This is a genomic window from Actinoplanes sp. CA-015351 (assembly GCF_050955685.1).
Classification (GTDB): domain Bacteria; phylum Actinomycetota; class Actinomycetes; order Mycobacteriales; family Micromonosporaceae; genus Actinoplanes.
Map to the genome: position 1 here is coordinate 3,900,294 of NZ_CP192102.1, position 14,961 is coordinate 3,915,254.

19 protein-coding genes are annotated in these 14,961 nt (G+C 69.2%); 9 read left to right on the plus strand and 10 right to left on the minus strand.

All coding sequences use genetic code 11. From position 1 onward, the window contains the following. Positions 1 to 30 precede the first annotated feature (30 nt). A complete protein-coding gene (locus ACQP2E_RS17775; protein WP_433833041.1) occupies positions 31 to 1,194 on the plus strand; it encodes an aminotransferase class I/II-fold pyridoxal phosphate-dependent enzyme in 1,164 nt (387 codons plus the stop codon). 173 nt (positions 1,195 to 1,367) lie between these two features. Here ACQP2E_RS17775 and ACQP2E_RS17780 read toward each other — a convergent pair whose 3' ends face one another. Continuing rightward, entirely contained in the window at positions 1,368 to 1,841 is a 474-nt protein-coding gene (locus ACQP2E_RS17780; RefSeq protein WP_433833043.1) for a hypothetical protein, read from the minus strand. Between the two features lie 102 nt (positions 1,842 to 1,943). On the opposite strand from ACQP2E_RS17780, the gene ACQP2E_RS17785 reads away from it, so the two are divergent. Both ACQP2E_RS17785 and ACQP2E_RS17790 read left to right on the plus strand, forming a co-directional pair. Further along, positions 1,944 to 3,038: a M15 family metallopeptidase gene (locus ACQP2E_RS17785; RefSeq protein WP_433833045.1), complete on the plus strand. Its 1,095-nt coding sequence runs from the start codon at positions 1,944 to 1,946 to the stop codon at positions 3,036 to 3,038. Positions 3,039 to 3,124: 86 nt separating this feature from the next. Next, complete coding sequence (locus ACQP2E_RS17790) at positions 3,125 to 3,688, plus strand: adenylate kinase (protein ID WP_433833047.1); 564 nt, start codon at positions 3,125 to 3,127, stop codon at positions 3,686 to 3,688. Here the strand turns inward: ACQP2E_RS17790 and ACQP2E_RS17795 are convergent. Continuing rightward, positions 3,677 to 4,465, minus strand: coding sequence for a helix-turn-helix transcriptional regulator (locus tag ACQP2E_RS17795; RefSeq protein WP_433833049.1), 789 nt, complete (start codon positions 4,463 to 4,465; stop codon positions 3,677 to 3,679). The two genes, ACQP2E_RS17790 and ACQP2E_RS17795, sit on opposite strands and share 12 nt — an antisense overlap. A 105-nt stretch (positions 4,466 to 4,570) precedes the next feature. On the opposite strand from ACQP2E_RS17795, the gene ACQP2E_RS17800 reads away from it, so the two are divergent. Next, positions 4,571 to 5,152: a hypothetical protein gene (locus ACQP2E_RS17800; RefSeq protein ID WP_433833051.1), complete on the plus strand. Its 582-nt coding sequence runs from the start codon at positions 4,571 to 4,573 to the stop codon at positions 5,150 to 5,152. On the opposite strand, the gene ACQP2E_RS17805 is transcribed toward ACQP2E_RS17800, so the two are convergent. Beyond that, on the minus strand, positions 5,145 to 5,951 hold the full coding sequence (locus tag ACQP2E_RS17805) for an alpha/beta fold hydrolase (protein ID WP_433833053.1): 807 nt from the start codon (positions 5,949 to 5,951) through the stop codon (positions 5,145 to 5,147). The two genes, ACQP2E_RS17800 and ACQP2E_RS17805, sit on opposite strands and share 8 nt — an antisense overlap. Before the next feature lie 67 nt (positions 5,952 to 6,018). Between ACQP2E_RS17805 and ACQP2E_RS17810 the strand changes: the two genes are divergently transcribed. Beyond that, on the plus strand, positions 6,019 to 6,924 hold the full coding sequence (locus tag ACQP2E_RS17810) for a DUF6910 family protein (protein WP_433833055.1): 906 nt from the start codon (positions 6,019 to 6,021) through the stop codon (positions 6,922 to 6,924). Between the two features lie 17 nt (positions 6,925 to 6,941). Further along, the gene (locus ACQP2E_RS17815) at positions 6,942 to 7,259 is read left to right on the plus strand and encodes a hypothetical protein (RefSeq protein ID WP_433833057.1); all 318 of its coding nucleotides are present in this window, start codon (positions 6,942 to 6,944) and stop codon (positions 7,257 to 7,259) included. A gap of 25 nt (positions 7,260 to 7,284) precedes the next feature. On the opposite strand, the gene ACQP2E_RS17820 is transcribed toward ACQP2E_RS17815, so the two are convergent. Next, positions 7,285 to 8,268 carry a stage II sporulation protein M gene (locus ACQP2E_RS17820; RefSeq protein WP_433833059.1) on the minus strand — a complete coding sequence of 328 codons (984 nt, stop codon included), beginning with the start codon at positions 8,266 to 8,268 and terminating at the stop codon, positions 7,285 to 7,287. 28 nt (positions 8,269 to 8,296) lie between these two features. Here ACQP2E_RS17820 and ACQP2E_RS17825 point away from each other — a divergent pair, with 28 nt between their 5' ends. Next, positions 8,297 to 9,172 carry an RDD family protein gene (locus ACQP2E_RS17825; protein ID WP_433833061.1) on the plus strand — a complete coding sequence of 292 codons (876 nt, stop codon included), beginning with the start codon at positions 8,297 to 8,299 and terminating at the stop codon, positions 9,170 to 9,172. A gap of 42 nt (positions 9,173 to 9,214) precedes the next feature. Here the strand turns inward: ACQP2E_RS17825 and ACQP2E_RS17830 are convergent, their stop codons facing one another. From ACQP2E_RS17830 to ACQP2E_RS17850, 5 genes are all read right to left on the minus strand, one after another. Then, positions 9,215 to 9,679, minus strand: a complete 465-nt coding sequence (locus ACQP2E_RS17830; RefSeq protein ID WP_433833063.1) for a lamin tail domain-containing protein — start codon at positions 9,677 to 9,679, stop codon at positions 9,215 to 9,217. A gap of 34 nt (positions 9,680 to 9,713) precedes the next feature. Then, positions 9,714 to 10,205 carry a CGNR zinc finger domain-containing protein gene (locus ACQP2E_RS17835; protein ID WP_433833065.1) on the minus strand — a complete coding sequence of 164 codons (492 nt, stop codon included), beginning with the start codon at positions 10,203 to 10,205 and terminating at the stop codon, positions 9,714 to 9,716. 213 nt (positions 10,206 to 10,418) lie between these two features. Further along, entirely contained in the window at positions 10,419 to 10,778 is a 360-nt protein-coding gene (locus ACQP2E_RS17840) for a hypothetical protein (protein WP_433833067.1), read from the minus strand. A gap of 654 nt (positions 10,779 to 11,432) precedes the next feature. Then, entirely contained in the window at positions 11,433 to 12,296 is an 864-nt protein-coding gene (locus ACQP2E_RS17845; protein WP_433833069.1) for an ornithine cyclodeaminase family protein, read from the minus strand. Then, complete coding sequence (locus tag ACQP2E_RS17850; protein ID WP_433833071.1) at positions 12,293 to 13,300, minus strand: proline racemase family protein; 1,008 nt, start codon at positions 13,298 to 13,300, stop codon at positions 12,293 to 12,295. The genes ACQP2E_RS17845 and ACQP2E_RS17850 overlap by 4 nt, the downstream gene beginning before the upstream one ends. Before the next feature lie 52 nt (positions 13,301 to 13,352). On the opposite strand from ACQP2E_RS17850, the gene ACQP2E_RS17855 reads away from it, so the two are divergent. Both ACQP2E_RS17855 and ACQP2E_RS17860 read left to right on the plus strand, forming a co-directional pair. Then, complete coding sequence (locus tag ACQP2E_RS17855) at positions 13,353 to 13,607, plus strand: hypothetical protein (RefSeq protein WP_433833072.1); 255 nt, start codon at positions 13,353 to 13,355, stop codon at positions 13,605 to 13,607. Beyond that, complete coding sequence (locus ACQP2E_RS17860) at positions 13,559 to 13,966, plus strand: hypothetical protein (protein WP_433833074.1); 408 nt, start codon at positions 13,559 to 13,561, stop codon at positions 13,964 to 13,966. Before ACQP2E_RS17855 ends, ACQP2E_RS17860 begins: the two co-directional genes overlap by 49 nt. A 266-nt stretch (positions 13,967 to 14,232) precedes the next feature. On the opposite strand, the gene ACQP2E_RS17865 is transcribed toward ACQP2E_RS17860, so the two are convergent. Further along, positions 14,233 to 14,838: a TetR/AcrR family transcriptional regulator gene (locus tag ACQP2E_RS17865; RefSeq protein ID WP_433833076.1), complete on the minus strand. Its 606-nt coding sequence runs from the start codon at positions 14,836 to 14,838 to the stop codon at positions 14,233 to 14,235. Positions 14,839 to 14,961 lie beyond the last annotated feature (123 nt).

The following is a 14,961-nucleotide window of genomic DNA, read 5'->3' on the forward strand; positions in this document are numbered from 1 at the left end:
ACGACGGGGCGGAATTCGAGGTATGTCCAGATGAAGATCTCGCTTCGAGCGCAGGCCGTCGCCCCTTTCTACGCGATGGAAGTCGCCAAGCACGCCGCGATGATCGAGCTGGATGGCCACGACGTCATCCGCCTCAACATCGGGGAGCCGGATTTCGGTGCGCCCCCGATCGTGCGTGACGCGATGATTAAAGTCATGGACGGGCGGCCGCTGCCGTACACGGCCGCGCTCGGGCTGCCCGCACTGCGCGAGGCCATCGCCGGTTTCTACCGCGACCGGCACGGTGCCGAGGTCGACCCGGCCCGGATCGCGGTCACCGCGGGCGCGTCAGCCGCGCTGGTCCTGGCCGCGGCAGCGCTCGTCGACCCCGCCGACGAGGTGATCATCGGCGACCCGTCGTACCCCTGCAACCGCCAGATCATCGAGAGCTTCGGCGGCCATGTCCGGCTGGTGCCCACGACACCGGCGACCCGGTTCCAGCTAACTGCCTCTTCGGTACGCGCGAACTGGTCGCCCACCACGGCCGGCGTCATGATCGCCACGCCGTCCAACCCGACCGGCACCTCGATTCCCCCCTCCGAGCTCGCGGCGATCTGCGAGCTGGCCCGTTCCCGCGACGCCTGGCGCATCATCGACGAGATCTACCTCGACCTGGCCGGCGGAGCGACCGCCCTGACGTTCGACCCGGACGCCATGGTGATCGGCAGCTTCTCGAAGTACTTCGGGCTCACCGGCTGGCGCCTGGGCTGGTGTGTGCTGCCATCCCCGCTGGTCCCGGCGGTGGAGCGGCTCGCCCAGAACTTCTACATCTGCGCCTCCACCCCGGCCCAGCTGGCCGCCCTGGCCTGTTTCACGCCCGGTGCTCTGGCGGTCTGCGAGCAGCGCCGTGACGAGTTCGCGGCCCGGCGCACCCTGGTCCTGGACGGCCTGGCCCGGATCGGCTTGCCGGTCCCGGTCCCGCCCGACGGCCACTTCTACTGCTACATCGACGTCAGCGGCACCGGCCTCAGCTCGTGGGAGTTCTGCGAGCGCGCACTCCAGGAGGCACACGTCGCCCTCACCCCAGGACGAGACTTCGGTACACACAGCGCGGAGACCCACGTCCGGCTGTCCTACACGGCGTCGATGGCCGACCTGCGGGAGGGCCTGACCCGGCTGGAGAGGTTCGTGTCGGCCCTGCGGGAGGCCGGCTGACGCCGCACGTCCACCACTGGCGTCCGCGCGATCGGCCACTGGCCGGTAGGCCTCTGGCCGGTAGGCCTCTGGCCGGTAGGCCTCTGGCCGGTATATCGAAAATAGGGCCACACCCACTGTGGGTGTAGCCACACCCACAGTGGGTGTGGAGCAAAAATCGAATATGCCCCCGGTCACCGGCGGCGCCAGACCTCGAACGTCTGCTGAACCACCCACGTCCCGTCCGGCTGCCGCGCCTCGTTGCGCCAGCGGAACGCGTCCGCCGTGATGTCCGAGAAGGTCCAGCGCAGGTCACCGCCGTCGAGGACGATCTCGGTGCCTTCCGCCGCGGCGCGGAACGTGTGCGTCCGCCGCCGGCCTGGCCCTACCCACGTGGACCGCCACACCCCCGGCCCGGCGCCCGGATCCGGGAATCGGACGCTGACGCCGTGCTCGACCCCGGGCAGGATCCACACGTCGGTGGTGGCGTGGCCACCCAGCGCGTACCCGAAATGCCACTCACCGCGGCGCACGCTCGTGGTGCCGTCCGGTTCGTATTCGGTGCAGTCCAGTTCCCAGGATCCGGCGAACCGCCCGAACAGGCGGAGATCGACGCCCGAGGCCGGCCTGTCTGCGAAGAAAGCGCCGGCGATGGCTGAGTTGTCCATCCCGGCACGATAGCGAGAACTCCTCAAGTCGCTGCCCCGCGACGCCGATACGGCCTGTCCGCGTCGGCTGACTGGGGAGGAACCAGCGTGGTGGATTTCAATGTGAGCACGGCAGTAAAGCGTCGGATCCGCAAGACCGCACTGACAGCCGGACCTGCATTGATGATCATCATGGCCGCCGGGGTTCCGGCGCAAGCCGCCGGAGTCCCGGCCCAAGCCGCCACGGCCACGCCGGATGTCAGCGTCGCCGCATCAGCCGGCACCACCTACGCCACGGCGATGCTGAACAAGCTCGGCCGTCAGGCACACCTGGAGCGCGTCGCCGCGCAACTGCCCGCCCTGCGCCAGCACGCGGCCGCCCGCGCCACCGAAGCCGGCAACGCCCGCACGGCCCAGGCCGGCACCGCCGCGTCCGTGACCCGCGCGAGCACCGCTGACACGGCTGCTCGCGCCAAGCTCGCCTCGGCGAAGCGGGCCGTCACTCTCGCCAAGAAGGCGGTGACGGCCGCGAAGAAGCAGCGCCCGTACAGCAGCACCCGGGTCGCCACGGCGACGAAGGCGAAGACCACGGCGGAGAACGCCGTGCGTACGAAAGCCGCAGCCGTCACGGTCACCGCGTCGGCGCTGTCCGCCGCGCGCAAGGCCGACACCACGGCCACCCGCACCCTGAACGCCGCCACCGCCACGTACCAGGGCGCCGCCAAGAAGGTCAGCAACGCCCAGCTGGCGATCAAGGCGTGGCCGGCCGAGCGGGCTGCTCTGGCGGCGCAGGCCGCGTCGCTCAGCCAGCAGGTCGTCACCCAGTCCCGGTCCAGCTTCGCCACCACGAACGTCTACGGCGTCACCGTCAACCGGGTCGTCGCGTACCAGTTCCAGCACATGATCGACGACGCGGCGAAGGCGGGCGTGAAGCTGTCCGGTGGCGGGTTCCGCACCAAGCAGCAGCAGATCGCCCTGCGTACCGCGAACGGCTGCCCGGACGTCTGGACCGCCCCGGCGTCGTCGTGCCGCGTACCGACCGCCATCCCCGGCCGCTCGCTGCACGAGGTGGGCCTGGCGATCGACATGACCGCGGACGGCAAGTCGATGAACACCCGCAAGAGCGCCGGGTTCAAGTGGATGGCCGCGCACGCCGGCAATTACGGCTTCGTCAACCTGCCGTCCGAGCCGTGGCACTGGTCGATCACCGGTGGCTGAGGCGTTACCCACTTTCGTGGCTATTCACGTTTCTGCAACGTTTCTAGACTCTGTATCCCGTTGCCGGAATACGTTGGAGTCTTCCGTTGGACATCGCTGTCATTCTCACCGGCGCGCCCGGATCCGGCAAAGGCACTCAGGCCTCGACCCTCGCCGAACGGCACGGGCTGCCACACCTGTCCACCGGGGACCTGTTCCGCCACCACATCACCCGGGGCACCGAGCTGGGGCGTACCGCGCAGCAGCACCTCGACGCGGGCCACTACGTCCCCGACGAGCTGACCAACGCGATGGTCCGCGACCACATCGAACGCAATGCCGCGGACGGCCGGATCATCCTGGACGGCTACCCGCGTACGCTCGCGCAGGTCGAATTCCTCGACACCCTGCTGACCCGGGTGGTCGTGGTCAACCTGGTGGTCGCCCCGGCCGAGCTGCAGTACCGGCTGGAACGCCGGGGCCGCAGCGACGACCTGGCCGACGTGGTCCGCCACCGGCTGTCGGTCTACGCGCGGGAGAGTGAGCCGGTGCTGGCCGCGTACCGTGATCGCGAGGTCCTGCACGACGTCGACGGCATCGGTGACCTGGAAGCCATCGCCCGGCGCATCGACGCCGCCCTGACCCTGGAAAAGGCGAAGTCAGCTCCGTAACGCGCGGTACCGGTGCACCGCCTCGGCCCGCGACCGCGCGCCGAGGCGCACCATCAACGCCCGCATGTACGTCTTGATCGTCTGCTCACTCAACCCGAGCCGCGCACCGATCTCGGCATTGCGCAGGCCGATCTCGGCGAGTTCCAGGACCTCCCGCTGCCGGGGCGTCAGCGGCGCGGCGACCGGCCGGGGATGATCCACGAGCTGCAACAACGCCTGCCGGGTCTGCGGATCCGACGTCGCACGCGCGATCTCCCGCAACCGTCCGGTGAGGTCGGGCGTACCGATGCGCCGCTCCACCTCGTCACGCACCGAGATCTCCAGCGACGCCGCCTGCCCTTCGGCCGCGAGCGCCGACACGATCTCCGGGGTGAGCGCCTTGTCGTCGCGGGTCCCGGCATAGAGCAGCCCGCGCACCCGGCTCCCGCTCATCAGCGGCACGACCGCCAGCCCGACGATGCCCTCACCGAGCACCGACTCGTCGTAGTCGTGGGTGATCCCCGGCGCCCGGTCGTACCGCGGCAGCGCCAGCAGCCGTTTCTGCACCAGCGCCTGACCGCCGAGCCCCTGATGCGGCCGGATCACCAGGGAGGTCAACGCCGACGTGTGCGCGCCGACACTCACCGTGACCGGCACGTCCGTCGTACCCACGCCTCCGAAGATCAATGGGATGTCGTGACGCAGCGCAAGGTTGCGGACCGCTCGCGCGAGCAGCGCACTGTCGTTCTGCCTCAGCTCCACGATGTCCTCCCACAGCCGCGCCGCCGTGACCAGCATGGATCACCGACCCACCCGAGCGCCAGCATGGTTCTGGTCACCCTTCATTCCCATTCTTGGGTACGCGTAAAGAGCGCATGTGCGTAGATCTGCCAGACTTCGTCCGTGCTGACACAGGAGGTTCTCGACGCGGCAGCGGCCGACCCGGGCTCACCGGCATGGACGGCGATCCGGAAAGCGCAGGCCGGCGTGCCGCTGCTGCTTCCGTGGCTGGCACGGACAGCAGCCGGGTTCGACAGTCGCGACCGCGACGGCATCGTGGTGCTGGCAGGCGTTCTGGTGGTGGAGGCCACCAATGAGGAACGCGAGACACACCGCGCCGAGATCGCACGCCTGAAGGCCTTCGCCGCGGAGCTGCTGCCGACCGTCAGCGACGATGAGGACTACGTGATCCTGCGCCAGGCCATGCTCGCTCTCGACGGCGACGAAGTCTGGGGCACCTGGCTGGATGCCCTGAACGCCGGCGAAATCGACGTCCCGTGCCCGGAGTGTGACGAGCCTCTGCTGTATGCCCTGACCGACGACACCATCGAGCCGGGCCTGAGCTCACCCCTGGCGACCCAGCTGCACACCGAAGCCCTGCAAGCCGGCCGCTCCGCCCTGGCGGAAACCCTGACCCACCTGTTTGGCCAGGTCACCTGCCCGGAGTGCGCCACCCGCTTCGGCCTCGGCGACCAGGTCAGCTAGCCGGCCCGGGCTCACCCGCAGCGGCTCCTCCCGCAGGCGTCACCGCGGCCTGCGCCGTCCACCAGCCGACGATCCGATCCACCACCGGCGCCGGGCTGCGCGCCCAGTAGATGTGATGGTTGCTCGCACCGTCCGGCACGTCCGCGTGCCGATAGAGCCAGTGCGTCACACTCTCCGGGGCGAACAAGCGCTTCCCGAAAGCCTCGACGGCGATCTCCGGCGCGAGCCGGTCCCCGTCCAGCGAGATCAGCAACGACGGGCTCCGGACACGCGCGGCGGCCGGGAACGGCATCTTCCCGGTGACGGCCATCCGCCCCCACTCGCGCATGAGCGTGCGCGCGCCAGGCCCGCCGAAGGCCGGCGCCGGCAGGTAACCGAACACCCCGGTGAGCACCGGCACGATCACCGAACCCATCAGCAGAATCGGCAGCCCACCCCACGGATAGTCCCGGTGATAGGGCAGCGCTCCACCGACGGTGACCACCCCGTCCGCCGGCACCCGGTTCAGCTGATGCCCGGCCGCGATCTGCGCACCCAGACTGTGCCCGAGAATGATCACCGGCCGCCCCGGCACCTCACTGCGCGCCGCCGCAACGGCAACAGCCATGTCCTCGATCTCGTCGTCGTACGACCAGTCCTGCCCCCGCGAAGCCCGGGGAGCACCGAGTTCGAATCCCCGCCGGGTCAGGGCCCTGGCGGCCCACCCCCGCGCCTTGAACGCCCCGGCAAGCGACTGGTAATACCTCGACCCGATGCCCATGGCAGGCGAGACAAGAACAATAGGCTGGTGGCGCGTCACGATGACCATCATCGCAACCGCCCCTGACCGGGCGACCGTGAGACCGACCACAACGAGAGGCTGGCAGATGCGGGTTTCCGTGGACGACGCCGCACCGCTGCGTTTCAGCGACGGCACACCGGTACGCGCCGCGTCGGCGATCGCCGCCTTCGGCGACGGCTGGCTCGTCGTGCAGGACGACGCCACCCACGCCGCGTGGGTACGCCCCGGCGCGGTCACCGCCGTCCGCGTGACCGACCCGGTGGACGGCCTCGACGAGTTCACCGAGGCCGCCGGCACCAAGCACCTCAAGCCCGACTTCGAGTCGGCCTGCGCCGTCACGGTCGACGGCGAACTGGCCGTCCTGCTGCTCGGCTCCGGCTCCACCAGCGCCCGGATGCGGTCGTCCCTGGTGACAACCGCCGGTTTCACGGTCACCGACCTGACACCGCTCTACCAGAAGGTCGCCGTCGCCTTGGACATCCCGCAGTCCCAGCTCAACCTGGAGGGCGCCTGCCTGAGCGGGGACGTCCTGCACTGGTTCCAGCGAGGCAACGCCGCCGCCGGCATCCCGTCCGCCCGCGCCGGCGTCAACCTTCCGGCGCTGCTGGCCGCCGCCATCGGCACGGCCGCGCCGCCATCGGCCGATGTCACCAGCGTCCGCCGCTACGACCTGGGCACCGTCGGCGAGGTGTCGCTCGCCATCACCGACGCGGTCACTCTGCCCGGCGGCCGCATCCTGGTCTCCGCCGCCGCCGAGGACACCCCGAACGCCGTCGACGACGGACCGGTGGTCGCCTCCGCCCTGGCCCTGCTCGACAACGACGGCGTGCTGGCCACCGCCGAGATCCCGCCCGGCCCGGACGGCCCGTGGAAGGTCGAAGGCCTGGCTGTCGCCGAGCACACGCCCGCAGGCCTGACCCTGCTGGCCGTGGTCGACGCCGACAACCCGCTGACCCCTTCCCACCACCTGACCCTGCGCGTCCAGTGGTAATAGTGGATCATGACCGGATGGCTGAGATCATGGTCGAGATTCACGTGCCCCTGACGCCGGCGCCGGGCGGCCCCCAGTTCCGGTGGATCGACACCATCGAGGACTTCCTGATCGAACTCGAAGACGAAGGTGCCGCCGAGTCCTACGACGACGGCGAGGAGTTCGGCGACCACTACGTCTTCTTCATCAACGGCGGGACCGAGCAGGCCCTCCTCGCCGCCGCCTCGCGGGTGGCGACCCTGGACGGCGTGCCGGCTGGAGCGTTCGCCGTGGTCACCGACGACGAGGCGGACGAGATGGGTGCCGGCCGCCGCGTCAGTCTGCCAGTGACCTGAGAACTCCGGTTACGCGTACCCGTAATCAGGCGGAGGGAAGCTCGTAGGCCGCGCTGTCGATCGGGACGCTGCGTGACTGGGCCGCCCGGCCCAGCAGCAGTGCGTAAGCGAGGAACGCTAGCCAGACCGTCGCGCCCAGCGTGACGCGCGCTGCGGCGGGCAGGGCGGAGGGAGTGAGGTACGCCTCCAGCGCCCCGGCCACCGCCAGAACGGGCACGAGTCCGATAGCGATCAGCATGCCGGAACGCGCCCGGTCGACCAGAGCCTGCCGGCGGGTACGCGTGGCGCCGGGCGCGATCCACGCCCAGCCGATCCGCAGACCGACCGCCGCGCCGATGAAGACGCAGGTCAGTTCGAGGAGGCCGTGCGGGGCGAGATAGATGACGAACGTGTCGCCGGCGCCCGCGGCGAAGAGGACACCGCCGGTGAGGCTGATGTTGAGCAGGTTCACGCCGAGTAGGAAGATCACCGGCAGGATCAACACCCCGGCGGCGATGCACTGGGCGGTGAGCACGGCATTGTTCGTCCAGACCTGGCTCGCGAAGTTCTGCGGCTGGTACTGGCTGTAGTAACCGACGAAGTCACTCTCCACCAATTCGGTGATCTGGCTCGGCGAGAGGAAATGCTCGGCCACCTCGGGGTACGCCGCGATGTACCAGGTCAGCGCGGCACCGGCGGCCATCAGCAGAGCGCCGAGGCCGAGCCACCAGCGGCGGGCCTGGTACAGCTGCGCCGGAAAGGTGCTGACGAAGAACCGTGGCACCGAGCGCCACGCGAAACCCTGTCCGCGATTGATCGCTGCCCGCCCGGCCATCAGCTGCTGCGAGAGATCGGCCAGGACGATCGGGTCGGGGGAGCGGCGGCGCAGCACGGAGAGATGGGTCGCGGACCGCTGATAGAGCGTCACCAGCTCGTCGGCCTCACCGGCGCTGAGTCGGCGCCGCCGCGCGAGCTGCCCCATCCGATCCCACTCGCCGGCACGTTCCAGGACATACGCGTCGAGATCCACCCGTGCGCCTTTCGTGTTTACTGTCCGGGTGACTGTGCTGGGTGGCGAGCGGGTTGTCAACGCGGAGGCGGTGGCGCTCGACGTGCGCCCGGCCCGGCTCGGATCCCGGGCGCTGGCCCTGGGCTTCGACATCTGCGTGCAGGCAGTGCTCGCGCTCCTCCTGCTGTTACTCATCTCGGTCACGCTGCGTGCCCTGCCACCGAGCTGGGTCGACGACGCGTTGTTCGACGCGACCTGGCGGATCGCGGTGGTGATCGTGGTGCTCGGCTACCCGACCGTGATCGAGACGATCACCAACGGCCGCAGCCTGCGCAAGATGGTGGTGGGCCTGCGGGTGATTCGTGAGGACGGCGGCCCGATCCGGGTCCGGCACGCGTTCACCCGTTCCCTGGTGGGCTTCGCCATCGAATGGCCCGGCCTGCTGTTCCCGCTGGTTACGTGGGTGGTCAGCCTGGGCACGATGCTCGGCTCGTCCCGCGGCCGCAGATTGGGTGACCTGGCGGCGGGCACGATCGTCGTGCACGTGCGCCGCCCGTACCCCTGGCTGCACGTCCCACCGATGCCTCCGCCGCTCGCGGGCTGGGCAGCGGTGGCCGACCTGTCCGCGGTCAGCGACGACCTGGCACTTTCGGTCAGGCAGTACCTGTCCCGAGCCCACCTGCTCCGCGACCCGCACCGTTACCGGCTGCGCCACGAGCTGGCCTCCGAGCTGTCGGCGAAGGTCCGCCCGGCCCCACCGCCGGGCACCCCACCGGACGCGTACCTCGCAGCCGTCCTGGCTGAACGCCGCAGACGGGCCGAGGGCGCCTTGTCCGCGGGGCGAACGCTCTCCAACCAGGTACTCCTGCCCGCCGAGAGCGCCCCGTCGCCGATCCGGTCCGCCTCTCCCGGCGCCGGCGAGTAACCGGTACCCACGACGGCATGCCTCCGGCCGCCGCCGAGGAGGTCAGCAGGGGAACTGGGTGCGGTTCGCCTTCTGGTCCCAGGTGCACGTGTCGACCACGCGGCCGGTGGGGTCGCGCATGGTTGCCGTGTCGCCGGTGTTGTTCCAGAGGTAGTTGCCGCTATTCCAGTACTTCACGGTCGCGGTGTCGGTGCCTCGGCCGGTGTGCAGCCAGAGTTTCGCCTTCGCCGCGATCGTCACGGTGCCGAAGGTGTAAACCCGGCCGCCTTGCTCGCGGATCGTCCAGCCCTTGATCGCGACAGGCTTGGCGCTTTCGTTGACCAAAGACACCCACTCGGCGTTCAGGCTTTCATGGGTACGCGTGTCCTTGCCGGGGGAGTCGTACTGGGCGACGTCGAGCCGCGGCACCGGCGTGGTGACGGCCTGGGCCGGCGCGACAGGAACAGCCACAGGAACAGCGACCGGAAGAACAGCGGCAGCGAGAGCGGTGGCAATGATCGGGATCACGCGTTGATTGTGCAGTTGTGGGGCTGTTGTCGCCCTAAGCTTCCACGAACGAGTCAGCCAGACGGCGACTGCGATAGCTTCGGGTCTTGTGCCGGTTTCCGCAGACCTCCATCGAGCACCACCGACCGGCCCCGCCACGGGACGCGTCGAAGAACGCCCACCGGCAGTCGGGCGCCGCACACAGCCGCAGCCGCTGCCAGCTGCCGTCGGCGACCGCGTGCGCGACGGCGACCGCGATCACGCCCAGTGCGGGGTCGGCGACCGGCGAGCCGATCCGGAGCCGGCCGTCGGCGAAGGCTTCGAGCCGGAGCGGGAACGCGGCGATCGCCTCGGCGGCGGATCCCTCACCGGCCAGCGCGCCGCGCAGGGAGGCGCGCAGCTTGGCGGCCGCTTCGCGGTCCGCCACCTGGTGGGTGGAGACCCAGGCGGAGAGGGTGTCGGCGCCCTTGTGGGGTACGCCATGACGGCTGAACGTACGTTCGTCGAGAGTGTTGAGGAACTCCTCGACGACCCGAAGATCGATCACGCCGTCACTGTACAGCAGGGCGACACTGATGTTCGCGTTCACCGGTGTTGGTCGCTCCGGGGCGTGATCCAGACACGGATCACGTCGCAGATGTCGTCCGAGGGCGGGCGCGGCGTTCGCGCGTACCGAACGGAAGTCCCCGCCCTGCTCCTCGAACCGATAGCCGCATGAGTTGTCGCGGAGGGCTATTTGCAGGGGGTTATTGGTAAGGGCCTATTTGTAGAGGGCTCCGCACGCGCTCGACAGGTCCAGCCAGGCCTGCGCCATCGCCAGGTTCAGTTTCTCGCCGGGCTCGGGCGCCGCCGCCGCGACCGCGCCGCTGGCCTTCTGCACATTTGTCGCCGCCGTGCGGATGGAATCCTGGGTGGCCTGCGCCGCAACCTGCGCCGCCTCACCGGTCCGGGCCGGATCGAGGTGCGCCTTCTCGGCGTTCACCTCACTCACTTCCGTGCAGGCCACACGATTCACATCCGCGAGCGAGGCGGTGGGCGCGGCAACCGGCGCGGCCGCCGGCTCCGCTGAACAACCCGAGAAGATCAGCAACAGTACGGGGAGAAAAAGGGTCTTACGCATTCGCGGACCATAGCGGGCTAATGCCGGACCGCCCGGTCCCGGGTGCCGATAGATGAATGCATGAGCGCGTTTCCTCGCGATTTCGTAACTGTGCGTAAAAAGCGAATCGCTTTCGTCGGGAGAGCCTTATGCATAACGGTTTTCCGTGCCGGACGCAGCGGTCCGCGACCCCCTTGACACCCGCGCGGGGGAATCTCAGCGATTCCGCGGCCTTATGCTGCCGCGATGGATCATGAGTTGAGTCCGGCGGCGCGGGCGGTGCTGGATCACCTCGAACGCGGTTTCCCGGCTGTCCGGTCGCGGTGCTGTCACCCACACCGGGGCCGGTCCTGACCCTGGTGCCCGGGCTGCACATCCTCAGTCTGACGACGCCCGAGATGGGTCAGCTCTATGCGACCGCCGGGCTGTGGGAAGCCACCGCTCGCGACGGGCACGGGCTGGAGTTCGTGCTCTATGCCCCGTCGGCCGAAGACGAGTTCCACGTCGAGACGTTGACGATGGTCGCGTATTACCACGCGAGTGGGGGCTCCTACGAGCTCGATCTCGGGCACACCGTGCCGATACCGACCCGTACCGGCGCTCGGTGGCCGACGGAGATTTGTGCAAGGCGACCAGGTTGCGCCGGTATCGATGACGCCGGTCACCCGGGCGATGCTAGGCGGTTGCGCGCCGGTGGACCTCGGTGGCGATCACCAGGTCTTCCCAGGCCATACCGGTGGATTTGAAGAGGATGGGCCGGGTTCGCTGCAGGGGCTGTCCGATCGGGATCAGGTCGGCCGAGGTCAGGTGGCTCTCCGCGACCGCTTGGATCACGTCGCCGGCCTCGCGCATCGCCGTCGCGCGGTCCTCGACGATGACGTGGGCCCGGGCGAGCAGAGCGCCGTCGACCTCACGGGCGCCCGGTTCGTGGCTGCCGACCGCGATGACGATGGCATCGTCGCTGAGCTGCGCCGAGTCGAACAGCGGTTGCCTCGCGGTGGTCGCGCAGACGACGACGTCCGCATCGGCCAGGACCTCCGGTGCCTCGCCGACGGCGACCGTTTCGGCCCCAGGGATCTCGGTCGGGCGGCGGGTCAGATAGGTGACCCGGCCGAGTTCGCGGACGGCAGCCAGGGTCTCGACGTGGCCGCGTCCCTGGGGGCCGGTGCCGAAAACGGCCACGCGTGGTTTCTCCGGCAGGTACGGCAGCACCGCCGCGACCGAGACGGCGGGGGTGCGCAGGGTGGTCAGCGCGATGCCGTCGAGCAGGGCGGCCGGGGCAAGAGTGGTGGCGTCGAAGAGCAGGTAGACGCCCTGGACCCGGGGCGAACCGTGGTCGGCCACGGTGACGACCTTGACGCCCAGGCGGCCGCCGCCGGTCGACGGCATCAGCAGCATCTGCCCGTTGTCGCTGCTCACCGCCGTTCTGGCCGGGTCGGATGCGGGGTCAAGGCCGTCGTGCAGCGCTGCGGTGAGTGCGAGCACGGCGTCGCGAGGGCTGAGCAGGGCACGGATGCGGTCACCGTCTATGTAGATCATCGCAGTACGAATCCCGGAAAGAGCTGGTCGGCGGGGTCGGCGACAAACAGGTGCTCGCCGGTCTTGTGGGCGGTTCCGGTCACGACCGGGATCACCGTGTCGCCGGGGCCTCGTTCAGCACGGGCGTGGAAGCGGGAGCCGACGATGGAATCGTGCACCAGGTGCTGGCCGTCTTTGATCTGGCCGATCGCGCTCAGTGTCGCGATCCGGGACGCGGTGCCGGAGCCACACGGTGACCTGTCGACCTCGCCGTCCGCGAAGATCGTGACGTTGCGCTGGTGCGGGTTGCCATGCTCGTCCGGCCCGAGGTCCTCGAAGATGATCGTCCCGTAGATCCCGCTGAGCCGGTCGTCGTCAGGGTGCCGGGCGTACTCGCTGTCGTTGAGCGTCCACTTGATCTCACGTCCGGCAGCGATCAGTTGATCAATGCTTTCCGGTGTGATCTCCAGGCCGATCGCCGACGCCGCGACCTGCGCGTAGATCGCCCCGCCATAAGCGATGTCAGCGTGCACATCCCCGCGCGACGTCGGTACCGGAACCTGCTGGGCGATCACGTAACTCGGTACGCTGACGAAGTCCACATGCGTGACCCGCTCACCCGACGTGTGCACACGCGCTGTCACCCGCCCGGACGGCACATCGATGACTACATCGGTCACGCCCGATGGGTCGGCCGGGATGAGTCCGGATTCGATCGCCCAGGTGCCCAATGCGATCGTGCCGTGCCCGCACGCCGTGGAGAAGCCGTCCTTGTGCCAGAACAGCACACCGAACGCGGCGCCGTCGTCGTCCGGCGGCGTCAGAAAGCCGCCGTACATGTCAGCGTGCCCGCGCGGCTCGAAACAGAGCATCCGGCGCAGCCCGTCGACGGCCGGATCACCGATCGCGAACATCCTGCGCTCGGCGACGGTCGAGCCATCGATGGGTACGGGTGGGTGCGTCACGATCCGGAACGGTTCACCACCGGTGTGGTAATCGATCGTGCGCACCTCGGGCTGCGACATGTTTCCCACCATAGGCCGGACTCCGGCGACGGCGTTCGGCACGTTGGTCAGCATGACGGCAGCGCGACGCCCCGGACTCGACGCGATCCGGCTCACCGTGGTGCTCGGGCTCGTCTTCTTCGACACGTCACTGGTCTTCGACGCGCGCGACGACTTCTACATCAAGAATCCGCAGACCACCGAAGTGACCACCTATCTCGCGGGCCTCGGCGTCGTCTGGGCGATGCCGGCGCTGTTTCTCATCGCGGGATTCGGCGCGTGGCATTCGCTGCCCTCGGCAGCGACGAGTCATATCCGCAATTCCTGACGCGCTATTTCACCGCCCATCTGGACGTGACTAATTTCGGCTTGACCGGCGGGCTCTGGATCGTCGCGATCCTCGGCCTGCTCGACCGCTCGTTTTCCCGCTCGCATTCCCGCTCATTTCGCCGCGTTTCGTCGCCGCCGTCCGGTCCTCGGATGTATCTGGGGGAGGCGGCGTTGCCGCTCTACATCCTCCACCAGCCGATCGTGGTGGCCGTCGCGTATTTCGTCGTGCGATGGAATTGGCCGATGCTCGCCTCACACGTGGTGATCGTGGCGACTTCCTTCACCATCATGTTCATCGTTTACGAGCTGCTGATACGCCGTTTCCGGCCCGGCCCGATTCCTCCTCGGCATGCGTGACAGGCGCGTCGTCGCTCACGTCCGCCCACCGAGCGGCTCCCCGGAGATCCAGTGATCCAGCCGGGGATGTTGACCTTGGCTGAGCCGCAGCGTGATGTCCCGTCAGAGCGGGCCCCGGCAGCCCATCCGCCCGAATTTCCTGGTTCTCCCATCACGTTCTTTCGCCTTTCGCATGTTTGTGCCGCGCGCCGGTCCGATCGGTGCAGGAATGTGGCACGGCGCGATGAACACTCACGAGCGCAGCCGTCACGCAGGTTGCGGGGTGGTCACGTCGGCCAGGCGAGCAGAGCCGTGTCGACGATCTCGTCGAGCGTGTCGGGCCCGAGGCCGTTCGCGGCCTGAACGGCGATGCCGAATCCTGTCGTCATGATGTATCGAGCGAGGCGTCCCGGGTCCGCGTCACGCGGGAGGTCGCCCTCCTCGACGGCGCGCCGGAAGCGCACCTCGAGCTGGTCGCCCGCATCGATTCGCCAGCCGGCCAGCACATCGTGCGCCGGCCGGCTCTGCTCACTCAGCGCCAGCGCACCCTGAACCGACAGGCACCCCGCCGGGCGGCCGGGCGACGTCGTCGTCCGGACGGCTCCTCGGAGGAATGCCTCGGCCACCGCGCGCGCGGTGGGCTCTCGCAGGGCGCGTGTCGCGTAGGAGGCCGGCCCCTCGGCGTAGCGCTGCACGGCCTTGCGGAAGAGCTGCTCCTTGTTGCCGAAGGCGGCGTACATGCTCGACTTGGTGATCCCCATCGCGCTGGTCAGGTCCGTGAGGCTGGTGCCGTCGTACCCCCGCGCCCAGAACACCTGCATGGCCCGCTCCAGCGCCTCCTCGATGTCGAACTCCCGGGGGCGGCCGAACACTGTGCTCTGCGATCCACTCATGACGGCATCCTTCTCGATTCGCGGTCGGCAGGGCTCGGGCGGGCCGTCATGGCCAACTGTTCCACTCCTCATGGCCGACTTTAGTCCCAGTCGGTCCAGATGTGTTAGCGTTCTGGACCGAAC

Bases quoted from the DNA above. Each gene is read 5' to 3' on its own strand.
- ACQP2E_RS17865 (WP_433833076.1), bottom strand. From the start codon at position 14,838: ATGAGTGGATCGCAGAGCACAGTGTTCGGCCGCCCCCGGGAGTTCGAC.
- ACQP2E_RS17775 (WP_433833041.1), top strand. From the start codon at position 31: ATGAAGATCTCGCTTCGAGCGCAGGCCGTCGCCCCTTTCTACGCGATG.
- ACQP2E_RS17855 (WP_433833072.1), top strand. From the start codon at position 13,353: ATGACGGCAGCGCGACGCCCCGGACTCGACGCGATCCGGCTCACCGTG.
- ACQP2E_RS17840 (WP_433833067.1), bottom strand. From the start codon at position 10,778: ATGCGTAAGACCCTTTTTCTCCCCGTACTGTTGCTGATCTTCTCGGGT.
- ACQP2E_RS17810 (WP_433833055.1), top strand. From the start codon at position 6,019: ATGCGGGTTTCCGTGGACGACGCCGCACCGCTGCGTTTCAGCGACGGC.
- ACQP2E_RS17845 (WP_433833069.1), bottom strand. From the start codon at position 12,296: ATGATCTACATAGACGGTGACCGCATCCGTGCCCTGCTCAGCCCTCGC.
- ACQP2E_RS17815 (WP_433833057.1), top strand. From the start codon at position 6,942: ATGGCTGAGATCATGGTCGAGATTCACGTGCCCCTGACGCCGGCGCCG.
- ACQP2E_RS17795 (WP_433833049.1), bottom strand. From the start codon at position 4,465: ATGCTGGTCACGGCGGCGCGGCTGTGGGAGGACATCGTGGAGCTGAGG.
- ACQP2E_RS17780 (WP_433833043.1), bottom strand. From the start codon at position 1,841: ATGGACAACTCAGCCATCGCCGGCGCTTTCTTCGCAGACAGGCCGGCC.
- ACQP2E_RS17850 (WP_433833071.1), bottom strand. From the start codon at position 13,300: ATGTCGCAGCCCGAGGTGCGCACGATCGATTACCACACCGGTGGTGAA.